The 16,821-nt window shown below is 73.7% G+C and carries 16 protein-coding genes and 1 pseudogene; 5 read left to right on the top strand and 12 right to left on the bottom strand.

Annotated features, from left to right (window positions below):
* Window positions 1-75 precede the first annotated feature (75 nt).
* From OHA34_RS00705 to pgsA, 7 genes and pseudogenes are all read right to left on the bottom strand, one after another.
* Complete coding sequence (locus OHA34_RS00705; protein ID WP_285943916.1) at window positions 76-690, bottom strand: DUF6928 family protein; 615 nt, start codon at window positions 688-690, stop codon at window positions 76-78.
* A gap of 188 nt (window positions 691-878) precedes the next feature.
* Window positions 879-1,820: a pyridoxal 5'-phosphate synthase lyase subunit PdxS gene (gene pdxS, locus OHA34_RS00700; protein ID WP_285943917.1), complete on the bottom strand. Its 942-nt coding sequence runs from the start codon at window positions 1,818-1,820 to the stop codon at window positions 879-881.
* Between the two features lie 159 nt (window positions 1,821-1,979).
* Window positions 1,980-3,017 (bottom strand): DUF3048 domain-containing protein, encoded by a 1,038-nt coding sequence (locus tag OHA34_RS00695; RefSeq protein WP_329520391.1) that lies wholly within the window; start codon window positions 3,015-3,017, stop codon window positions 1,980-1,982.
* Between the two features lie 165 nt (window positions 3,018-3,182).
* Window positions 3,183-3,719, bottom strand: coding sequence for a hypothetical protein (locus tag OHA34_RS00690; RefSeq protein ID WP_285943921.1), 537 nt, complete (start codon window positions 3,717-3,719; stop codon window positions 3,183-3,185).
* A 12-nt stretch (window positions 3,720-3,731) separates the two neighbouring features.
* On the bottom strand, window positions 3,732-4,898 hold the full coding sequence (locus OHA34_RS00685; RefSeq protein ID WP_329520390.1) for a glycosyltransferase family 4 protein: 1,167 nt from the start codon (window positions 4,896-4,898) through the stop codon (window positions 3,732-3,734).
* The gene (locus tag OHA34_RS00680; RefSeq protein WP_285943925.1) at window positions 4,895-5,824 is read right to left on the bottom strand and encodes a phosphatidylinositol mannoside acyltransferase; all 930 of its coding nucleotides are present in this window, start codon (window positions 5,822-5,824) and stop codon (window positions 4,895-4,897) included. Before OHA34_RS00680 ends, OHA34_RS00685 begins: the two co-directional genes overlap by 4 nt.
* A 131-nt stretch (window positions 5,825-5,955) precedes the next feature.
* Window positions 5,956-6,567: pseudogene (gene pgsA, locus OHA34_RS00675) on the bottom strand (phosphatidylinositol phosphate synthase); the annotation flags it as partial.
* 313 nt (window positions 6,568-6,880) lie between these two features.
* Here pgsA and OHA34_RS00670 point away from each other — a divergent pair.
* The 4 genes from OHA34_RS00670 (at window position 6,881) to OHA34_RS00655 (ending at window position 11,720) form a co-directional block, all read left to right on the top strand.
* Window positions 6,881-9,046 (top strand): elongation factor G-like protein EF-G2, encoded by a 2,166-nt coding sequence (locus tag OHA34_RS00670; protein WP_329520388.1) that lies wholly within the window; start codon window positions 6,881-6,883, stop codon window positions 9,044-9,046.
* Window positions 9,047-9,252: 206 nt separating this feature from the next.
* Window positions 9,253-10,143, top strand: a complete 891-nt coding sequence (locus OHA34_RS00665; RefSeq protein ID WP_329520387.1) for a polysaccharide deacetylase family protein — start codon at window positions 9,253-9,255, stop codon at window positions 10,141-10,143.
* 63 nt (window positions 10,144-10,206) lie between these two features.
* A complete protein-coding gene (locus tag OHA34_RS00660) occupies window positions 10,207-10,662 on the top strand; it encodes a hypothetical protein (RefSeq protein ID WP_285943932.1) in 456 nt (151 codons plus the stop codon).
* Window positions 10,659-11,720 (top strand): hypothetical protein, encoded by a 1,062-nt coding sequence (locus OHA34_RS00655; protein WP_329520386.1) that lies wholly within the window; start codon window positions 10,659-10,661, stop codon window positions 11,718-11,720. Before OHA34_RS00660 ends, OHA34_RS00655 begins: the two co-directional genes overlap by 4 nt.
* Before the next feature lie 43 nt (window positions 11,721-11,763).
* On the opposite strand, the gene OHA34_RS00650 is transcribed toward OHA34_RS00655, so the two are convergent.
* Window positions 11,764-12,171, bottom strand: coding sequence for a thiol-disulfide oxidoreductase DCC family protein (locus OHA34_RS00650; protein ID WP_329520385.1), 408 nt, complete (start codon window positions 12,169-12,171; stop codon window positions 11,764-11,766).
* 5 nt (window positions 12,172-12,176) lie between these two features.
* Window positions 12,177-12,806, bottom strand: coding sequence for an HIT family protein (locus tag OHA34_RS00645; protein ID WP_432763108.1), 630 nt, complete (start codon window positions 12,804-12,806; stop codon window positions 12,177-12,179).
* A gap of 167 nt (window positions 12,807-12,973) precedes the next feature.
* Between OHA34_RS00645 and OHA34_RS00640 the strand changes: the two genes are divergently transcribed.
* Entirely contained in the window at window positions 12,974-13,633 is a 660-nt protein-coding gene (locus OHA34_RS00640) for an Asp23/Gls24 family envelope stress response protein (RefSeq protein ID WP_329520384.1), read from the top strand.
* An 11-nt stretch (window positions 13,634-13,644) separates the two neighbouring features.
* Here OHA34_RS00640 and OHA34_RS00635 read toward each other — a convergent pair whose 3' ends face one another.
* From OHA34_RS00635 to thrS, 3 genes are all read right to left on the bottom strand, one after another.
* Complete coding sequence (locus tag OHA34_RS00635) at window positions 13,645-14,250, bottom strand: hypothetical protein (RefSeq protein WP_329520383.1); 606 nt, start codon at window positions 14,248-14,250, stop codon at window positions 13,645-13,647.
* Between the two features lie 82 nt (window positions 14,251-14,332).
* A complete protein-coding gene (locus OHA34_RS00630; RefSeq protein WP_329520382.1) occupies window positions 14,333-14,572 on the bottom strand; it encodes a hypothetical protein in 240 nt (79 codons plus the stop codon).
* A 223-nt stretch (window positions 14,573-14,795) separates the two neighbouring features.
* Complete coding sequence (gene thrS / locus OHA34_RS00625; RefSeq protein ID WP_285943941.1) at window positions 14,796-16,772, bottom strand: threonine--tRNA ligase; 1,977 nt, start codon at window positions 16,770-16,772, stop codon at window positions 14,796-14,798.
* Between the last annotated feature and the right edge of the window lie 49 nt (window positions 16,773-16,821).

Genomic DNA, 16,821 nt, shown 5'->3' with positions numbered 1-16,821 from the left:
GCCCGAGACAGAGCTGCGGGGGCGGCCCTGCGGGAACGGAGTCCGGAGCGGAGGGGCCGGGTGCCCGAGGACGGGTCAGCCGTGCCTGAAGCGGCGCAGCGGGAGTTCGAGCGGCAGGAAGCCGTCGGCGCCCCGGTGCGCGATGCCCCGGCCGAACATGTGCGCCTCGGCGAGCGCCAGCCCGAACTCCTCGGGGTCGAACGGGAGGGGCACGTCGGCGGTGCCCTCGTCGATGGCCCGCCAGAACGGCCGCTCGACCGGCAGCCGGGCGCCCAGGTCGACCACCACGCCGTCGTCGGCGGTCACGAACACCTCGCGGCGCAGCTCGCCGGACTCGTACCAGCGGAACCAGCAGCCCGGCAGGACGCTGTGCAGGACGAGCACCCCGCAGCTCGCGCCCGGGAGCGCGCCCGCGGCGGTGTCGGCGATGCGGCGGGCGTCGTCGTCGAGGTGGAACAGCCGCCGGTCGCACAGCAGCAGCGCCCGGTCGAACGCGCCGACGAACAGCTCGTCCTCGTAGGGCCAGAGCGCGAAGTCGAGGACGGTGTCGCCGGTCTCGGTGAGGGTCGCCGCCGGGTAAAGTCCGCGGGCCAGGGCCGTCGCGGCGGCCGGATCGGGTTCCAGTCCCGGCCGGAACACCTCACCGGGACCGCCCACACTCGCGCAGGCCAGCGCCACCGACCAAGCCATGCTCGTCCCCTCCCGCGGCGGGCGCCGCCCGGGAGCGCCCACGCTCCCACCGCCGCGCGGCCAGAGTAAACCCTGTCAGGGCGCGCTGTGGAGAGGCCCCCCAAAGTAACCGCCCGGTCACATGACCGGGCGGTTACCGCGCCGGCGGCCGTCACTTGGACGATCTCACCGGTGGGGACGGGCGGAGGTCACCAGCCGCGGCCGGCGAACTTCTGGTCTTCGCCGAGCGAGGCGACGTTGATGCCGACCATGGCCTCGCCGAGCCCGCGCGACACGTTGGCGATCACGTCGGGGTCGTCGTGGAAGGTGGTGGCCTTGACGATGGCCTCAGCGCGCTGGGCCGGGTTGCCGGCCTTGAAGATGCCCGAGCCGACGAAGACGCCCTCGGCGCCGAGCTGCATCATCATCGCGGCGTCGGCCGGGGTGGCGATGCCGCCCGCGGTGAACAGCACGACCGGCAGCTTGCCCGCCCGCGCGACCTCCTTGACCAGCTCGTAGGGGGCCTGGAGCTCCTTGGCGGCGACGAACAGCTCGTCCTCGGGCAGCGACTGGAGCCGCCGGATCTCACCGCGGATCTGCCGCATGTGCGTGGTGGCGTTGGAGACGTCGCCGGTGCCCGCCTCGCCCTTGGAGCGGATCATCGCCGCGCCCTCGGTGATGCGGCGCAGCGCCTCGCCGAGGTTGGTCGCCCCGCACACGAACGGCACGGTGAAGGCCCACTTGTCGATGTGGTTCTCGTAGTCGGCGGGGGTCAGCACCTCGGACTCGTCGATGTAGTCGACGCCGAGCGCCTGGATGACCTGGGCCTCGACGAAGTGGCCGATGCGCGCCTTGGCCATAACCGGGATCGAGACGGCCTCGATGATCCCGTCGATCATGTCGGGGTCGCTCATCCTGGAAATGCCGCCGTCGGCGCGGATGTCGGCGGGAACCCGCTCCAGCGCCATCACGGCGACCGCGCCGGCGTCCTCGGCGATCTTGGCCTGGTCGGGGGTGACGACGTCCATGATCACGCCACCCTTGAGCATCTCCGCCATTCCGCGCTTGACGCGGGCGGTCCCGGTCGCGGGAGCGCCGGACGCGGCAGGCTCTGCGGAATTCGGCTGGGCGGCGGGACTGGAAGTGGACACGGCATTCCTCACATGAAACGGACGACAAGTCGCCTTCCATGATATTGCCTGCTCGTCCCACTCCTCGACCCGGCAGACCGTCAGCGGCAGGTCCGGTGATCTTACGCAGCGACGGCCGGGTCCCCTGACGGCGGCCCCCGCCCGCGGGCGGCAGCGGGGTCAGGGGGTGTAGGGCTTGCCGTCGTTGACGAGCAGCACCCAGACCTGCCCCGTGGCGAAGGGCATGGGCTTGCCGTCCGGGGTGGTGAAGGTGGTGCCCTTGTCCTCGGAGGGCCTCGACCACTTGGCGCTGTAGGCCTTGCCGTCGCGCAGCACGGTGGCGCGGCCCGTACCGGTGGTGTGGATCAGCGGGGTGTAGCTGCCGAGGAAGTCATGGAACTTGGACCGGGTGGTCTTGGCGTACTGGACGACCACGGTCCGGCCGCCCAGCACGCCGCCCTCGGCGGCGCGGTCGGGCTGCCCGCCCCAGGATGCCAGCCAGCGGCTCTGCTTGGCCGACCAGGTGAACCCCATGGTGGTGGCGGGCCACCTGGCGGTGAAGCCCTTGGTCGGCTTGCCGCCCTCGGGCGCGGGCCCGAAGGTGAAGCCGATGTCGCGCGGCGGGGCGGCCTTGGGCGCCTGCTTGAGCAGGTTCTTGGGGTCGGCGTAGAGGTTGTAGGGGATCGGCTTCGGCCCGGCCCGGAAGTAGGCCGAGCCCGCGCTCTCCTGCGAGATGTCGTACACCGGCGCCTTGCGGATGTACTTCTTCATCTTGCTCTGCACGCCGGAGAAGGCGAAGGCCGGCCGGCCGAACTGCGGCAGGATGTGCAGGTCGGAGATCCGGGCGCTGCGGACGGGGCCGACCCGCTTGGGCAGCTTGGACGAGTACACCGCCATCAGCCGGGTCTCGCCGCCCTCGACCTGCTCGACGTAGACGATGTCGGCGGAGCCCACGCCGCTCTGCGGCAGCGCGGGGCGGGTGTTCTCGATCTTGACGGCGAGCACCGGGTTGCGCAGCCCGCGCTTCCCGCCGGTGAACGGGTGGGTGGCGGGCGCGGTGGGCGCGGGAGTGCCGGTGTCGCCGCCGGTGGCGCTCGGCGGCTCGGCCCTGCCGGGTCCGCCGCCGTCGGAGCAGGCCGCCAGGGCGCCACCGAGGACGGCGACGCCGAGTCCGGCGGCCATCCGTCCCCGGACGGATCGATCCCAGACGAAGCGCACGATGTACCCCTTCTGTCAGCAACCCGCCCGAGGGTAGCGAACCCGGGCCGGAGCTTTGTCCCTGTTTGAAGGCTGAAGGGGGATCAATCGACTTCTGTCCGGCCTGATCCGGGACGGAGCGCGCGGGGCGCACCGCCGGGCCGGGCCGGGGGGGCCGGACAGCGGTCAGATGCCCGGCGGCGCGTCGTCGATCTCGAAGAAGCCCGGCAGCGGCGCCCTCCCGGCGAGCGGCAGCACCCGGATGAGCAGCTTGCGGCGCGCGATCCGGGCGGCGGCGACCGCGTCGTTGTAGAACCGGCGCGCGTACGCGACCTTGGCGGACGCCGACGACAGCTCCTCCAGCACCGCCTGGCCGTCGCTCTTGGCCTCCAGCGTGCTGGCGAACTCCGGCTGGTCGACCACCGCCCGCAGCGCCCGCGACAGGTCGCTCTCGGCGAACTCCCGGTTGTCGGCGTCGGCGGTGCGGGCCTCGTGCGCCGCGGTCGCCAGCACCAGGCTGGTCGCCGGGTCCAGCAGCCGGGACGCGGCCAGCTCCAGCGCCGCCGCGGCCCGGCGCACCAGCGCCGCGTCCAGCGCCGCGCGGGCGGTCTCCACCCGCACGTGCAGCCGGTCGAGCCGCGTCGCCCGCCACGACACGTAGACCGCGGCCAGGAAGGCGACCGCGACCCAGAACAGCACGTCGATGATCCAGTCTGGGAACATCCGCCCGCCCCCCTAGGCCCCGAGCCCGGACTCGACGACCACGGCACTGTCGACCGCGACCGTCTCGTACACCCGGACCACGTCGCGGGCCACCGCCGACCAGTCGTAGGCGCGGACCGCCGCCCGCGCCTCGGCCGAGAGCCGCTTGCGCCGGGCCGGGTCGTCCAGCAGCGCGCCCGCCGCGGCGGCCAGCGCCGCGGCGTCGCCGACCGGGAACAGCGCCCCGGCCCGCCCGCCGAGCAGCACCCGGTCGAACGCCTCGATGTCGCTGGCCAGGATCGGGGCGCCGGCCGACATCGCCTCGGCCAGCACGATCCCGAAGCTCTCGCCGCCGAGGTTGGGCGCCACGAACACGTCCACCGAGTGGTAGGCGCGGATCTTGTCGGCCTCGCTCACCATGCCGAGCACCACCACCCGCGGGCGCAGCTCGGGCGGGACCCGGGCGATCACGTCGTCGGCGTCGCCGGGCCCGGCCAGCAGCAGCCGCAGCCCCGGACGCTCGCGGCCGAGGATCTCGAACGCGCGCAGCAGCGTCTGGAGGCCCTTGCGGGGCTCGTCCATGCGGCCGAGGAAGCCGAGCGCGCCGCCGGCGTCCGGGCGGGCCGCGCCCGCGGCGGCGCGGCCCGGCCAGCCCGGCAGCGGCTCGGCCATCGCGTACCGCTCGGTGTCGACGCCGTTGGGGATCAGCACCGCGTCGCCGCCCAGGTGCTCGACCAGGGTCTTGCGGGCGGCCTCCGACACCGCGATCCGGCCGGTGATCTTCTCCAGGGCGCTCTGCAGGATGGGCGCGGTCACCGACACCACCCGCGACTTCTGGTACGAGGCGTGGAAGGTGCCGACGATCGGCCCGGCCGCCGCCCAGCAGGCCAGCAGGCCGAGCGAGGGCGCCGCGGGCTCGTGCACGTGCAGCACGTCGAACCCGCCGTCGTTGATCCAGCGCCGGACCCGGGCCGAGGACAGGAATCCGAACGCCAGCCGGGCCACCGACCCGTTGTAGGGCACCGGCACGGCGCGGCCCGCCGACACCGCGTAGGACGGCAGCCGGGCGTCGTCGTCGGCCGGGGTGATCACCGAGACCTGGTGGCCGAACCCGATCAGCGCCTCGGCCAGGTCGCCGATGTGCTGCTGGACGCCGCCCGGGACGTTCCACGTGTAGGGGCAGACGATGCCGACCTTCACCGGCGCGACACCGGCGGGTCGTCCACCCAGACCCGCTGGAGCATGTGCCAGTCCTCGGGGTGCGCGGCGATGCCCTCCTCGAAGGCCCGCGCCAGCTCCTGCGTCATGGCCTGGATCTTCTCCTGTCTGCCGCCCGTGCCGGGCACCCGGACCTCCTCGTGCACCCGCGCGCCCCAGTCGTCGCCCTCATACCAGAGGGTCACCGGGATGAGCGCGGCGCCGGTCTGGACCGCCAGCGCGGCGGACACCGCCGGCATCCGCGCGGTCGCGCCGAAGAACTCCACGTCGACCCCGCTGTCGGTGAGATCCCGGTCGACGACCAGGCAGACCGCGCCGCCGGCGCGCAGCCGCTGGGCCATCCGGCCGTACGCCGAGGCGCCCTTGTGCGCCAGGACCTCCATCCCCAGGCTCTCACGGAATGCTACGAAACGGTCGAAGAGGGACTCGGGTTTGAGCCGCTCGGCCACCGTGGTGAACGGGTGCCCCTGGTGCACCAGCCAGGCGCCCGCGTGCTCGTAGTTGCCCATGTGCGGCAGCGCCAGGACGACGCCGCGGCCGGAGCCGAGGTTGGCAAAGATCTTCTCCTGCCCGGTGATCCGCATCCGGCCGACGATCCGGTCGCGGTCGTACTCGGGGAGCCGGAACACCTCCAGCCAGTAGCGGAAGTACGAGCGCAGCACCTTCTTGCTGAGGACGCGGACCTCGTCGTCGACGGCGTCCTTGCCGAGGACGCGGCACAGGTTGCGCTCGAGTTGCCGCACGCCGGGACCGTGCCGCTGCCAGGTCCGGTCAGCCAGGGCGGCGAAGGCCGCCCGGGCCGCGCGCTCGGGCATCTTGCGGACCACCGTCCACCCGAAGGCGTAGGCGGCGTCCATCACCTCGTCGCGCACCTCGGCGGGACGCGGGGCCCTCGGCCGCACGCTCACGCGCGCCGCTCCGGCTCCGACTCCTGCTCGGGGACGGGCTCGGGGCCCGGCTCTGCGGCGGCCTCCGGCCCCGGCCCGGAGGCGGGAGCGGCGGTGGACGGCGGCGCGGGCGCGGAGGGGGGCGCGGAGGGGGGCGTGGGTGCGGGGTCGGCGAGCGCCTGGGCCCGGACGGTCGCGAACCGCTGGCCCACGGTGACGGTGCTGAGGGCGGCCAGCACCCACAGCGCCAGCGCGAGGATGTAGGGCACGCCCAGCCCGTCGAAGCCGGCGGCCACCAGGGCGATGATCAGCCGCTCGGCGCGCTCGGCGATGCCGACGTTGCAGGTGTAGCCCAGGCCCTCGGCGCGGGCCTTGGCGTAGGACACCACGACCCCGGCGACCAGGCAGAACAGCGCGACGCCGGCGAGGGTCTGCCGGCCGTCCCGGTAGAGCCCGATCATCAGCCCGGAGAAGATCGCCGCATCGGCGACCCGGTCCATCGTGGAGTCCAGGAACGCGCCGAACTTGGAGATCTTGCCGGTGACCCGGGCGACCGCCCCGTCCAGCATGTCGAACAGCACGAAGGCGGTGATCACCATGGTGCCCCAGAAGAACTCCCCGCGGGGGAAGAAGCCGAGGGCGCCGGCCGTCACGCCGGCGGTGCCGACGACGGTGATGGCGTTGGGCGAGACCCCGGTCCGCGCGACCCCCCGGCCGATGGGGGTCAGGACCCGCCCCAGGGCGGGCCGCAGTTTGTTGAGCATCGCCGTCCGTTTCTTGTGGTGTCGAGTGAGAGGGCCCGCGGGCTGCACGGCCCGCCCATCGTAGTGCGGCTGCCCGCGCCCGGTGGCGATGCCGCCGGTCCGCCCCGCCGGGGCCGCGAGACGGCGCGCGTTCGGCGTCCACCCCTTGTGATACGGGCCGGCACGAGAAAGGCTGTGGGGACACGGGTGTGACGTCGGTCACGCACGTCGCACAGGCCGGGCGCCGCACTCGGACGTCAGGGCCGGGCCCCACCGGGGTCGGGCCCCAGCCGTACGCGGGCCTCCGCGGGGAGGCCCGTCCGAGGAGGTAGTCATGGCGGACAAGGGAGGCCACCCGGGAGGCCCTGGCAGGGCACCGGAGGCCGGCTCGTGCGACAGGGTGCGCAACGTCGCGCTGGTCGGCCATTCGGGGGCGGGCAAGACGACGCTGGCCGAGGCGCTGCTCGCCGCGACCGGCACGATCCAGCGCCGCGGCCGGGTCGAGGACGGCGGCACGGTCAGCGACTTCGACGAGGTGGAGGTGCGCCAGCAGCGCTCGGTCAACCTGGCCCTGGCCCCGTTCGTGCACGACGGCGTCAAGGTCAACCTCATCGACACCCCCGGGTACGCCGACTTCGTCGGCGACCTGCGCGCCGGGCTCCGCGCCGCCGACGCCGCGCTGTTCGTGATCTCGGCGGTGGACGGCGTGGACGGCCTCACCCGGATGCTCTGGGAGGAGTGCGCGGCGGTCGGGATGCCCCGCGCGGTCGTCATCACCAAGATCGACCAGCAGCGCGGCGACTTCGACGCGGTGCTGCCGGCCTGCCAGGACGCCTTCGGCGCGGGCGTGCTCCCCTGCTACTTCCCGGTGGGCTCCGGCGACGGGCTCAGCGGCCTGATCGGGCTGCTCACCCGGCGCCGCCTCGACTACTCGTCCGGGACGCGGGCCGAGTGCGCGCCGGGCCCCGAGTTCCTGGACCGGATCGCCGAGCAGCGCGGCGCGCTGATCGAGGGGATCATCCAGGAGAGCGAGGACGAGACGCTCATGGACCGGTACCTGGCCGGCGAGGAGCTCGACGTCGAGGCGCTCATCGCAGACCTGGAGACCGCGGTGGCGCGCGGCACCTTCTTCCCCGTGCTGGCGACCTCGGTGCCGCACCGCGGCCACCCGGGCCCGGTGATCGGGATGCTGGAGCTGCTGGAGGTCGTCACCAGGGCGTTCCCGTCCCCGCTGGAGCACGGCATCCCGCCGGTGACCCCGGTGCACGGGGGGCCGGCCGGCACCATCGGCTGCGACCCCGAGGGGCCGCTGGTCGCCGAGATCGTCAAGACCACCTCCGACCCGTACGTCGGCCGGATCTCGCTGGTGCGGGTGTTCTCGGGAACGCTGCGGCCCGACACCGTCGTGCACGTCTCCGGTCACGGCCTGGAGGACCGCGGGCACGAGGACCACGACGTGGACGAGCGGGTCGGCGCGCTCACCTCCCCGCTCGGCAAGACGCAGCGGACCATCGCCTCGTGCGGGGCCGGCGACATCTGCGCCGTGGCCAAGCTCGTCCGCGCGGAGACCGGCGACACCCTGTCCGATCCCGGCGCGCCGGTGGTGATGGCGCCCTGGTCGATGCCCGACCCGCTGCTGCCGGTGGCGATCCGGGCCCAGTCCAAGGCCGACGAGGACAAACTCGGCCAGGCCCTCGGCCGGCTGGTCGCCGAGGACCCGACGCTGCGACTGGAGAACAATGCCGAGACCCGCCAGCTCGTGCTGTGGTGCATGGGCGAGGCGCACGCCGACGTGCTGATCGACCGGCTCGCCACCCGGTACGGCGTGGAGGTCGAGCGGATCGAGCTGCGCATCCCGCTGCGCGAGACGTTCGGCGGCAAGGCCAGCGGCCTCGGGCGGCACGTCAAGCAGAGCGGCGGGCACGGCCAGTACGGCATCTGCCACGTGGACGTGGAGCCGCTGCCGTCCGGCGGCGGCTTCGAGTTCGTCGACAAGATCGTCGGCGGGGTGGTGCCGCGCCAGTTCATCCCCTCGGTCGAGAAGGGCGTCCGGGCGCAGATGGACCGCGGCGTGCACGCGGGCTACCCGCTGGTCGACATCAGGGTGACCCTGCGCGACGGCAAGGCCCACTCGGTCGACTCCTCCGACATGGCCTTCCAGTCGGCGGGCGCGCTCGGCCTCAAGGACGCGGCGTCCGAGGTCCCGATCCTGCTGCTGGAACCGGTGGACGAACTGGGCGTGCTCATCGCCGACGAGTACGTGGGCCCGGTGATGTCCGACCTCACCTCGCGCCGCGGCCGGGTACTCGGCTCGGAGGCGGTGCCGGGCGGCCGGACCATGATCAAGGCGGAGGTGCCGGAACTGGAGATCGTCCGGTACGCGACCGACCTGCGCTCGATGTCGCAGGGCACCGGCACGTTCAACCGCGGCTTCCTGCGCTACGAGCCGCTCCCCTCGCACCTGGCGGAGAAGCTCGCCGCCGAGGCCAAGGCCGGCTGACCCCCGCCGCCCGCGCCGCCGTGCCGCGACGCCGCCCCGCGCGCGCGGGGCGGCGTCGCGGCACGGCACGGCACGGCGAAATGCCCCCGAGGTCGCGCCTCGGCTCATCCCTGAGAGGGACGGTGAATCGGCCCCGCGGTCGATGGTGCCCGAGCCTGGTCGGTGGAATTCTGACAAAGAGTCGGGCGGCCTGGGGGAAAGCTGATTTGGAGACCATCGGGGACGCGCCGGGGCCGGAGGGTCCGGGACGCCGCAAGGTGATCAAGAGGATCGGCCTGGCCACCGGCGGCCTGCTGGCCGGCGGCGCGGCCGGGATGGCGGCCGAGCAGGCCTGGCTGGAGCGCGACCCGCCCACCCCCGCGTCCGCGGCCTCGGTCGAGTCGTGGGAGCCGCCCGGCCGGCAGGTGGACGTGGTCTGGGCCGTCGACACCACACGCCGGCTGATCGCCCTCACCTTCGACGACGGCCCGATGGAGCGGTGGACCCCGCGGGCGCTGGACGCGCTGGACGAGGCGGGGGTTCCCGGCACCTTCTTCGTCCTCGGCAGCCGGCTGGCGCGCAACGCCGGGCTGGTCCGCGGGCGGCTGGCCCGGCACGAGATCGGCAACCACACCTGGAAGCACGACGACCTGTCCCGGATGAGCCACCGGGACGCCTACCGGTCGATCCACCGGACGCACACCGTGATCAAGGAGGTCACCGGCACCGAGGCGACGCTGCTGCGCCCGCCCTGGGGCCGGCTCGGCGGGACCACCCTGCACGTCGCCGCCGAGCACGGCTACGACCTGGTGCTGTGGTCGCTCCTGGTGCAGGACCGCAGGCTCGGCGACCGGCCGGCCGAGATGGTCGACGCCGTCGTCGGCAACGCCCGGCCGGGCACGATCGTGCTCGCCCACGACGTCGGCGCGCCGAGCCGGGAGGAGGCCGTCCGCCAGCTCCCGGCCATGATCCGCGGGCTGCGCCGGCGGGGCTTCGAGTTCGTGACCGTGTCCCAGCTCCGCCGGGCCGCCACCGGGACGCACAACCCGCCCGGACCGCTCCGGGCGGCGGCCGGCGGACCCGGCGCCCCCGGCGAGCCCGGCGGATCCGGGCATTGAGCGCCCCGGCCACGATCGCCGGCCGTCACACGCGCGCGACGCCGTCGGGCTTAGGCTGTCCTGATGCATCAGGTGGTCTCCCGCCTGAGCCGGCGCGCCCGGCTCTGGCGGTCCCTCGTCGCGGCGGCCATGATCGGCGGCCTGTTCTACACCAGCGCCTACGGCGCCGACGACGACTTCCCCCTCGGGCCCATGACGCAGTTCGCGTTCTCGGTGAAGAACGACGGCGGCGAGATCCACTCGCACTGGCTGGAGGCCGACACCGCCGCGGGCAGGCACGTCAAGCTGTCCATGGACGCGGTCGGCTCGGGCATGAAGCGGGCCGAGATCGAGGGGCAGATGGACCGGCTCACCCGCGACCCGTCCCTGCTCCAGGGCATCGCCGACGGGCAGCGCAGGCTGCATCCCGACCAGCCCCGGTTGACCAGGATCTACATCGTGAAACAGGTCAGAACCTTGAAGCACGGCAAGGTCGTGGCGTCCACCCAGCAGAACCGCGTCGTCTGGAACGTCCGATGACGCCCCCGCCGGACCCCGCGGCCGACCCCGCGGCGGACGAGACCGCGAAGACCGCCGGGCCCGCGTCCGCGGAGGCCGCCGGGCTCGCCGAGGCCCCGGAGACCGCCGCGGTCACGGCGGGGCAGGAGCAGGCGCCGCCCGCCACCTTCTGGGGACGCTGGTGGTACGGCCCGATTCCGCGGGCCCGGATCGCCTGGCTGCGGGTCATCGCCTACGTGTTCCTGCCGTTCGACATGCTGCTGCTGACCAGCAGCTCGCTGGCGCACGCGCGGCTGCCGGCCGACCTCTACCAGCCGGTGCGGCTGGCGCGCTGGCTGCACCTGCCCGCGCCCACGCCGGCCGCCATGTACACGGTGCTGGTCGTCACGATCGCCGCCGGGCTCGTCGCCGCCACCGGGCGGGTGCTCCCCCGGCTGACCGGCTACATCGCGGCGGGCGGGTACCTGTGGTGGGTCACCATCAGCATGTCCTACGGCAAGGTCGACCACGACCACCTGGCCCTGATCGTCGCGCTGCTGGTCCTGCCCTCCGTCGGGCGCGCCGGGCTCGGCGACCGGACGGGCGGCGAGGCGGCGGGCTGGTCGACGCGCATCGTCCAGGTCTCGGTGATCGCGGCCTACTTCCTGTCGGCATGGGCCAAGGTCCGCGTCGGCGGCTTCCCCGGGTGGCCGAACGGCGCCACGGTGCAGTGGGCGCTGAGCCGCCGCGGCACCGCGTTCGGCCGGAGCCTGATCCAGTTCCCGCTGATGCTGAAGGCGAGCCAGTGGTTCACCTTCTTCGCCGAGTTCTCCTCGCCCGCGCTGCTGTTCCTGCGCGGCCGGCCGCTCTACCTGGGCGTGCTGTTCTTCGCCGGGTTCCACGTGGTCACCTACGCGCTGATGACCATCCACTTCCTGCCGCACGCGATCTTCCTGGCCGCGTTCCTGCCGCTGGAGCGGCTCACCGACCGGCTGCCCCGGCGGGTGCGGGACCGGGTGGCCCATGTGCCCGAGGAGACGGCGGTTGGCGACCGCGCGACGCCGGACCACGCGGACGACCGGCAGCCGCTCCCGTCCTGACCCCGAGCGTGCCCGCCCCTCGGTGCCGGCTCCGCGCGGGCGGTCAGTCCCGCGCGGCGGGGCCCGGACGCTGAGCGGCCGGGAGCATGCAGGCCGCGGTGCCGCCGGGCATCCGCTGCCGGTTGTCGGCGATCAGCCGGTAGACGCCGCGCGCCGCCCAGCTCACCGGGGCCACCCGGATGATCACGCCGAGCGGGCGCCAGGGCCCGCCGGCATCGGTCAGCAGCCGCCCGACCGCCTCGGCGCCGCCCGACACCCGGCCCGCCCGGTCGATCCACAGGACCTCGTGCCCGGCCCGTTCCGCGGTCGTGCCCAGCGCGTCCAGATCGGCGAACTGGAAGGCGACGGCCTCGGCCGAGGTGGGGACGTGCCGTTCCATGAACCGGACCGACGACGTGCAGAAGCCGCAGTCGCCGTCGTAGACCAGCACCGGCCGCTCTCGTCGTCCCATGCTCCTCAGCCGTCCTGCGGCCAGGCGTCGGCGAGGATCTGCCGGGTGTCGCGCAGGAGCTGCGGGAGCACCTTGGTGTGCCCGACGACCGGCATGAAGTTGGTGTCGCCGCCCCACCGGGGCACCACGTGCTGGTGCAGGTGCGCGGCGATGCCGGCGCCCGCGACCTGGCCGAGGTTCATCCCGACGTTGAAGCCCTGCGCGCCGCTGGCCTTGCGCAGCGCGGTCAGCGACCGGCGGGTCAGCACGGCCAGCTCGCCGTACTCGTCCTCGTCGAGCTCGGTGTAGTCGGCGACGTGCCGGTACGGGACGACCATCAGGTGGCCGGAGTTGTAGGGGTAGAGGTTGAGCACCGCGAACACCGAGCGGCCCCGGGCCAGGACGAGGCCCTCCTCGTCGGTCATCTCGGGGATCTCGCAGAACGGGCAGCCCTCGCCCGCGCCGGTGCCGGTGGGCTTGTTCTCGCCCTTGATGTAGGCCATCCGGTGCGGGGTCCACAGCCGCTGGAAGTTATCGGGGACGCCGGCGCCGCCCCGTTCCTCCTCGACCTGGGGGGCGCGGGCGGACCCGGCGCCCGGTTCGGGCGCGCCGTCGCGCGCCTCCTGCACCACGGGCTCGTCCGGCTCTACGCTCAAGGCGGCGCTCTCCTTTGCTCACGGCCTGACCAGCAGCATAGAGAGAGATGCCGGACGGCCTGAAGCCGGGATCCCCGGCGAGCCCCGGGATCGGAGGGTCGCGGGACACCGGGCGCGTCCCTCCGACACCATGGTCCACGAAGATCCGACCCGTGGGGAGCCGATCGATGCCCGAGCTCGACAAGGCGTACACCGGGACCGAGCCGCCGCAGCCCGAGCCCAGGTCCATGCCTTTCTTCCCCGGCCCCGCGGGCGGGCCGGGCGGGGCCCCGCCGCCGGCAGGGCCGGCCACCTCGATGCCGCCGGGTCCGGCGCTGCCCTCGGGCCTGCTGATGCCGCCGGTGCCCGCCCCGGCCGGCCGGCCGTCCGAGGGCGAGTTCGTCGAGCACCCGGGCGCGCCGTCCGAGCACGCGTCCGAGCAGTTCCCGCCGGAGGGCGGGACGGGAGTGGGGGGCCGCATCACCATCGAGGACGCGGTGATCGAGAAGATCGCCACGCTGGCGGCCCTGGAGGCGCGCGGCGTGGTCGCGCTCACCGGCCGCGACGGACGCACCGCGCCGGGCGGCGGCAGCGGCCACGGCGGCGGAGCGGGGCGCGGCCCCGAGGCGGGCGGGCCCGTGGGCGCGGCGGCGCCGGAGGGCACCGGGGTGCGGATCCAGCTCCTGGAGCACGAGGTGTCGATCACGCTCGGCGTGGTGGTGGAGTACGGCAGCGTGATCATGGAGGTGGCCGAGGCGGTGAAGGCGAACGTGGCCCGGGTGGTCGGGCTGATGCTCGGGATGCGGGTCGCCGCGGTGAACGTGGCCGTCGAGGACGTCCGGGCCTGAGGCGGGGCGGCTCAGGCCCCGGGGCGGGCGTAGCAGGACTGCATGGCCGCCCCGACCGAGACCGTGGTGACCTTGACCCGCTGGACCTGCTGCGCGGGCACGCCCTTGAAGCGGAAGACGTGCGGCTTGCCGTCCCTGACCGTCGCCTGCTGCGGGGCGGCGGAGTGGCCGCTCGCGGTGATCTCGGCGCGCACGGCCCCACTGCCTGACACGCGGACGACGACCTCGGTCCCGCCGATGGCCTGCCGGTAGAGGGCCGTCCCGGACGGGCAGGACGACAGGCCGCCGCCCGAGCCCCCCTGCCCCGGCATCGCGGGACCGCCGCCGGGCTGCTGCCCGCCGCCGGGATAGGGCTGGCCGGTGCGGTTCTGCTGGGGCGCCGGGTTGGACGGCACCATGGACGGCCCCGTCGCGCCGGGAACGCCGGCCGCCGGCGCGGCCCCGCCCTCCGGAGTGGCCGCGGCACCGGTCGCGCCGGCGCCACCGCCGCGCCCCTTCTCCAACATGGGGACGAGCAACACCACGATGGCCGCGCCCACGAGCAGGAGGGCGGCCCCGTAACCGGCGACCCGGCCCCAGACCGACCGGGGCCCCCGGGCCGATCGCGTGGACTTCATCTGCGCTGTCTCCCCGGTCGTGGCACGTGCGCGACGAGGCTACCAACGACCGGGACGGCACCGGATCCGGCCGGCGGCGCGGTCACTCGTCGGACCGCAGCGCCTCGTCGAGCCGGGCGAACATCTCGGCGGCGACCGGATCGCCGGCGTCGCAGTCGCGGCAGTAGGCGACCGCGATCGCGGCCACCCCGATGGTGTCGGGATCGAGGGGAACCGCCGCGTTGACCACTTCGCGACCTCCGCAGACGGAGCACGGCCGGGCGCCACGGGCGTCCGACCTGGCGATGAGCCTGGCCACTTCCTCGATGTAGCGATCGTCCATGACGGTGGGACCCTTCGGAGGGACTCGGCAAAGCGAGAGTCTTCCCTACCGCTGCCCGCCCCGCCCGGCGAACCGGTGAAACTCCGGCGGTCCGCCCGGACCGGACCCGCCCCCGTCCCACCCCCGGGAGGGGAGGGATCGGGAGGCGGGACGGCCACACCGCGAGACCTCATCGCGCGCGGTCCGCGCCGCGGAGGGTCGCGCCGCGGAGGGTCGCGCCGGGTCAGATCTGCACGCGCGCCTCGACCGCCTTGACGATCTCGTCGACGGCCTCGTCGATCGAGACGCCGTTCTTCTGCTCGCCGCTGCGGTAGCGGAACGACACGGCGTCCTTGGCCACGTCGTCGTCGCCCGCGAGCAGCATGTAGGGGATCTTCTGCTTCTGCGCGTTGCGGATCTTCTTCTGCATCCGGTCGGCGGAGGTGTCCACCTCGGCCCGGATCCCGCGCGCGCGCAGCCGGGCCACGACCTTCTCCAGGTGCGGGACGTGGGCGTCGCCGATCGGGACGCCGATCGCCTGCACCGGCGACAACCACGGCGGCATCGCCCCGGCGTAGTGCTCCAGCAGCACCCCGAAGAACCGCTCGATCGATCCGAACAGCGCCCGGTGGATCATCACCGGCTGCTGCCGGGAGCCGTCGGCGGCCTGGTACTCCAGCCCGAACCGCTTGGGCTGGTTGAGGTCGACCTGGATGGTGGACAGCTGCCAGGTCCGGCCGATCGCGTCCCGGGCCTGGACGGAGATCTTCGGCCCGTAGAACGCCGCGCCGCCCGGGTCGTCGGCCAGCTCCAGCCCGGACTCGGTCGCGGCCTGGCGCAGCGCCTCGGTCGCCTCGGCCCAGTCGGCCTCCTCGCCGATGAACTTGTCGGAGTCGTCGCGGGTGGACAGCTCCAGGTAGAACTCGTTCAGCCCGTAGTCGCCCAGCAGGCCCAGGACGAAGGTGAGCAGGCTCTTGATCTCGCCGTCCATCTGCTCCTTGGAGCAGTAGATGTGCGCGTCGTCCTGGGTCATCCCGCGGACCCGGGTGAGGCCGTGCACCACGCCCGACTTCTCGAACCGGTAGACGCTGCCGAACTCGAACAGGCGGAGTGGCAGCTCGCGGTAGGACCGCCCGCGCGCCTTGAAGATCAGGTTGTGCATCGGGCAGTTCATCGGCTTGAGCCGGTAGTCGGTGCCGTCCACCTCGAAGGAGGGGAACATGTCCTCGCCGTACCAGGGCAGGTGGCCGGAGGTCTCGAACAGCTCGCTCTTGGTGATGTGCGGGGTGTTGACGAACTCGTACCCCTCCTCCTCGTGCCGCTTGCGCGAGTAGTCCTCCAGCACCCGGCGGACGACGCCGCCCTTGGGGTGGAAGACCGCCAGGCCGCTGCCGATCTCGCTCGGGAAGGAGAACAGGTCGAGCTCGGCGCCGAGCTTGCGGTGGTCGCGCTTCTCGGCCTCCTCCAGCATCCGCAGGTACTCGTCCTGCTTGTCGCGGGACTCCCAGGCGGTGCCGTAGATGCGCTGGAGCTGCGGGTTCTTCTCGCTGCCGCGCCAGTAGGCGCCGCCGGAGCGCATCAGCTTGAAGGCCGGGATGACGCGGGTGGTGGGCAGGTGCGGCCCGCGGCACAGGTCCTTCCAGCACAGCTCGCCGGACTTGGCGTCGAGGTTGTCGTAGATGGTCAGCTCACCCGCGCCGACCTCCACGTCGGCGCCGTCGTCGGAGCCCGCGGCGCCCTTGATGCCGATGAGCTCCAGCTTGTAGGGCTCGGCGGCCAGCTCGGCGCGGGCCTCCTCGTCGGAGACGGGGCGGCGGGAGAACCGCTGGCCCTGCTTGACGATCTCGCGCATCCGCTTCTCGACCCGCTTGAGGTCCTCGGGGGTGAACGGCTCGGCGACGTCGAAGTCGTAGTAGAAGCCGTTCTCGACCGGCGGCCCGATGCCGAGCCGGGCGTCGGGGAACAGCTCCTGCACGGCCTGCGCCATCACGTGCGCGGCGGAGTGCCGCATGATCGCGCGGCCGTCGGCGGAGCCGATCTCGACCGGCTCGACGACGTCGCCCTCGTCCACCGGGCCGGCCAGGTCGCGCAGCTCGCCGTTGACCCGCGCGGCGACGACGGTGCGGCCGTCGGCGTCCAGGGCCTCTCCGGCGGTCGAGCCGGCGGGCACCACTCGCTCGCTTCCGTCGAGGGTGATGCGCAGCTCAGACACGGTGGACACGGGTACTCCTCGCGATGGTGATGCGGATTCGAAGGGTTCGGGTGGTAGC

Origin of the sequence: Spirillospora sp. NBC_01491, assembly GCF_036227065.1 — a bacterium.
Taxonomy (GTDB): domain Bacteria; phylum Actinomycetota; class Actinomycetes; order Streptosporangiales; family Streptosporangiaceae; genus Spirillospora; species Spirillospora xylanilytica.
This window is presented reverse-complemented; position numbering and strand designations above follow the sequence as displayed.

Excerpts from the sequence above, each read along its gene's own strand:
- OHA34_RS00630 (WP_329520382.1), bottom strand. The coding sequence starts at position 14,572 with ATGGACGATCGCTACATCGAGGAAGTGGCCAGGCTCATCGCCAGGTCG.
- OHA34_RS00705 (WP_285943916.1), bottom strand. The coding sequence starts at position 690 with ATGGCTTGGTCGGTGGCGCTGGCCTGCGCGAGTGTGGGCGGTCCCGGT.
- OHA34_RS00655 (WP_329520386.1), top strand. The coding sequence starts at position 10,659 with ATGACGCCCCCGCCGGACCCCGCGGCCGACCCCGCGGCGGACGAGACC.
- OHA34_RS00640 (WP_329520384.1), top strand. The coding sequence starts at position 12,974 with ATGCCCGAGCTCGACAAGGCGTACACCGGGACCGAGCCGCCGCAGCCC.
- OHA34_RS00690 (WP_285943921.1), bottom strand. The coding sequence starts at position 3,719 with ATGTTCCCAGACTGGATCATCGACGTGCTGTTCTGGGTCGCGGTCGCC.
- OHA34_RS00650 (WP_329520385.1), bottom strand. The coding sequence starts at position 12,171 with ATGGGACGACGAGAGCGGCCGGTGCTGGTCTACGACGGCGACTGCGGC.
- OHA34_RS00670 (WP_329520388.1), top strand. The coding sequence starts at position 6,881 with ATGGCGGACAAGGGAGGCCACCCGGGAGGCCCTGGCAGGGCACCGGAG.
- OHA34_RS00635 (WP_329520383.1), bottom strand. The coding sequence starts at position 14,250 with ATGAAGTCCACGCGATCGGCCCGGGGGCCCCGGTCGGTCTGGGGCCGG.
- OHA34_RS00660 (WP_285943932.1), top strand. The coding sequence starts at position 10,207 with ATGCATCAGGTGGTCTCCCGCCTGAGCCGGCGCGCCCGGCTCTGGCGG.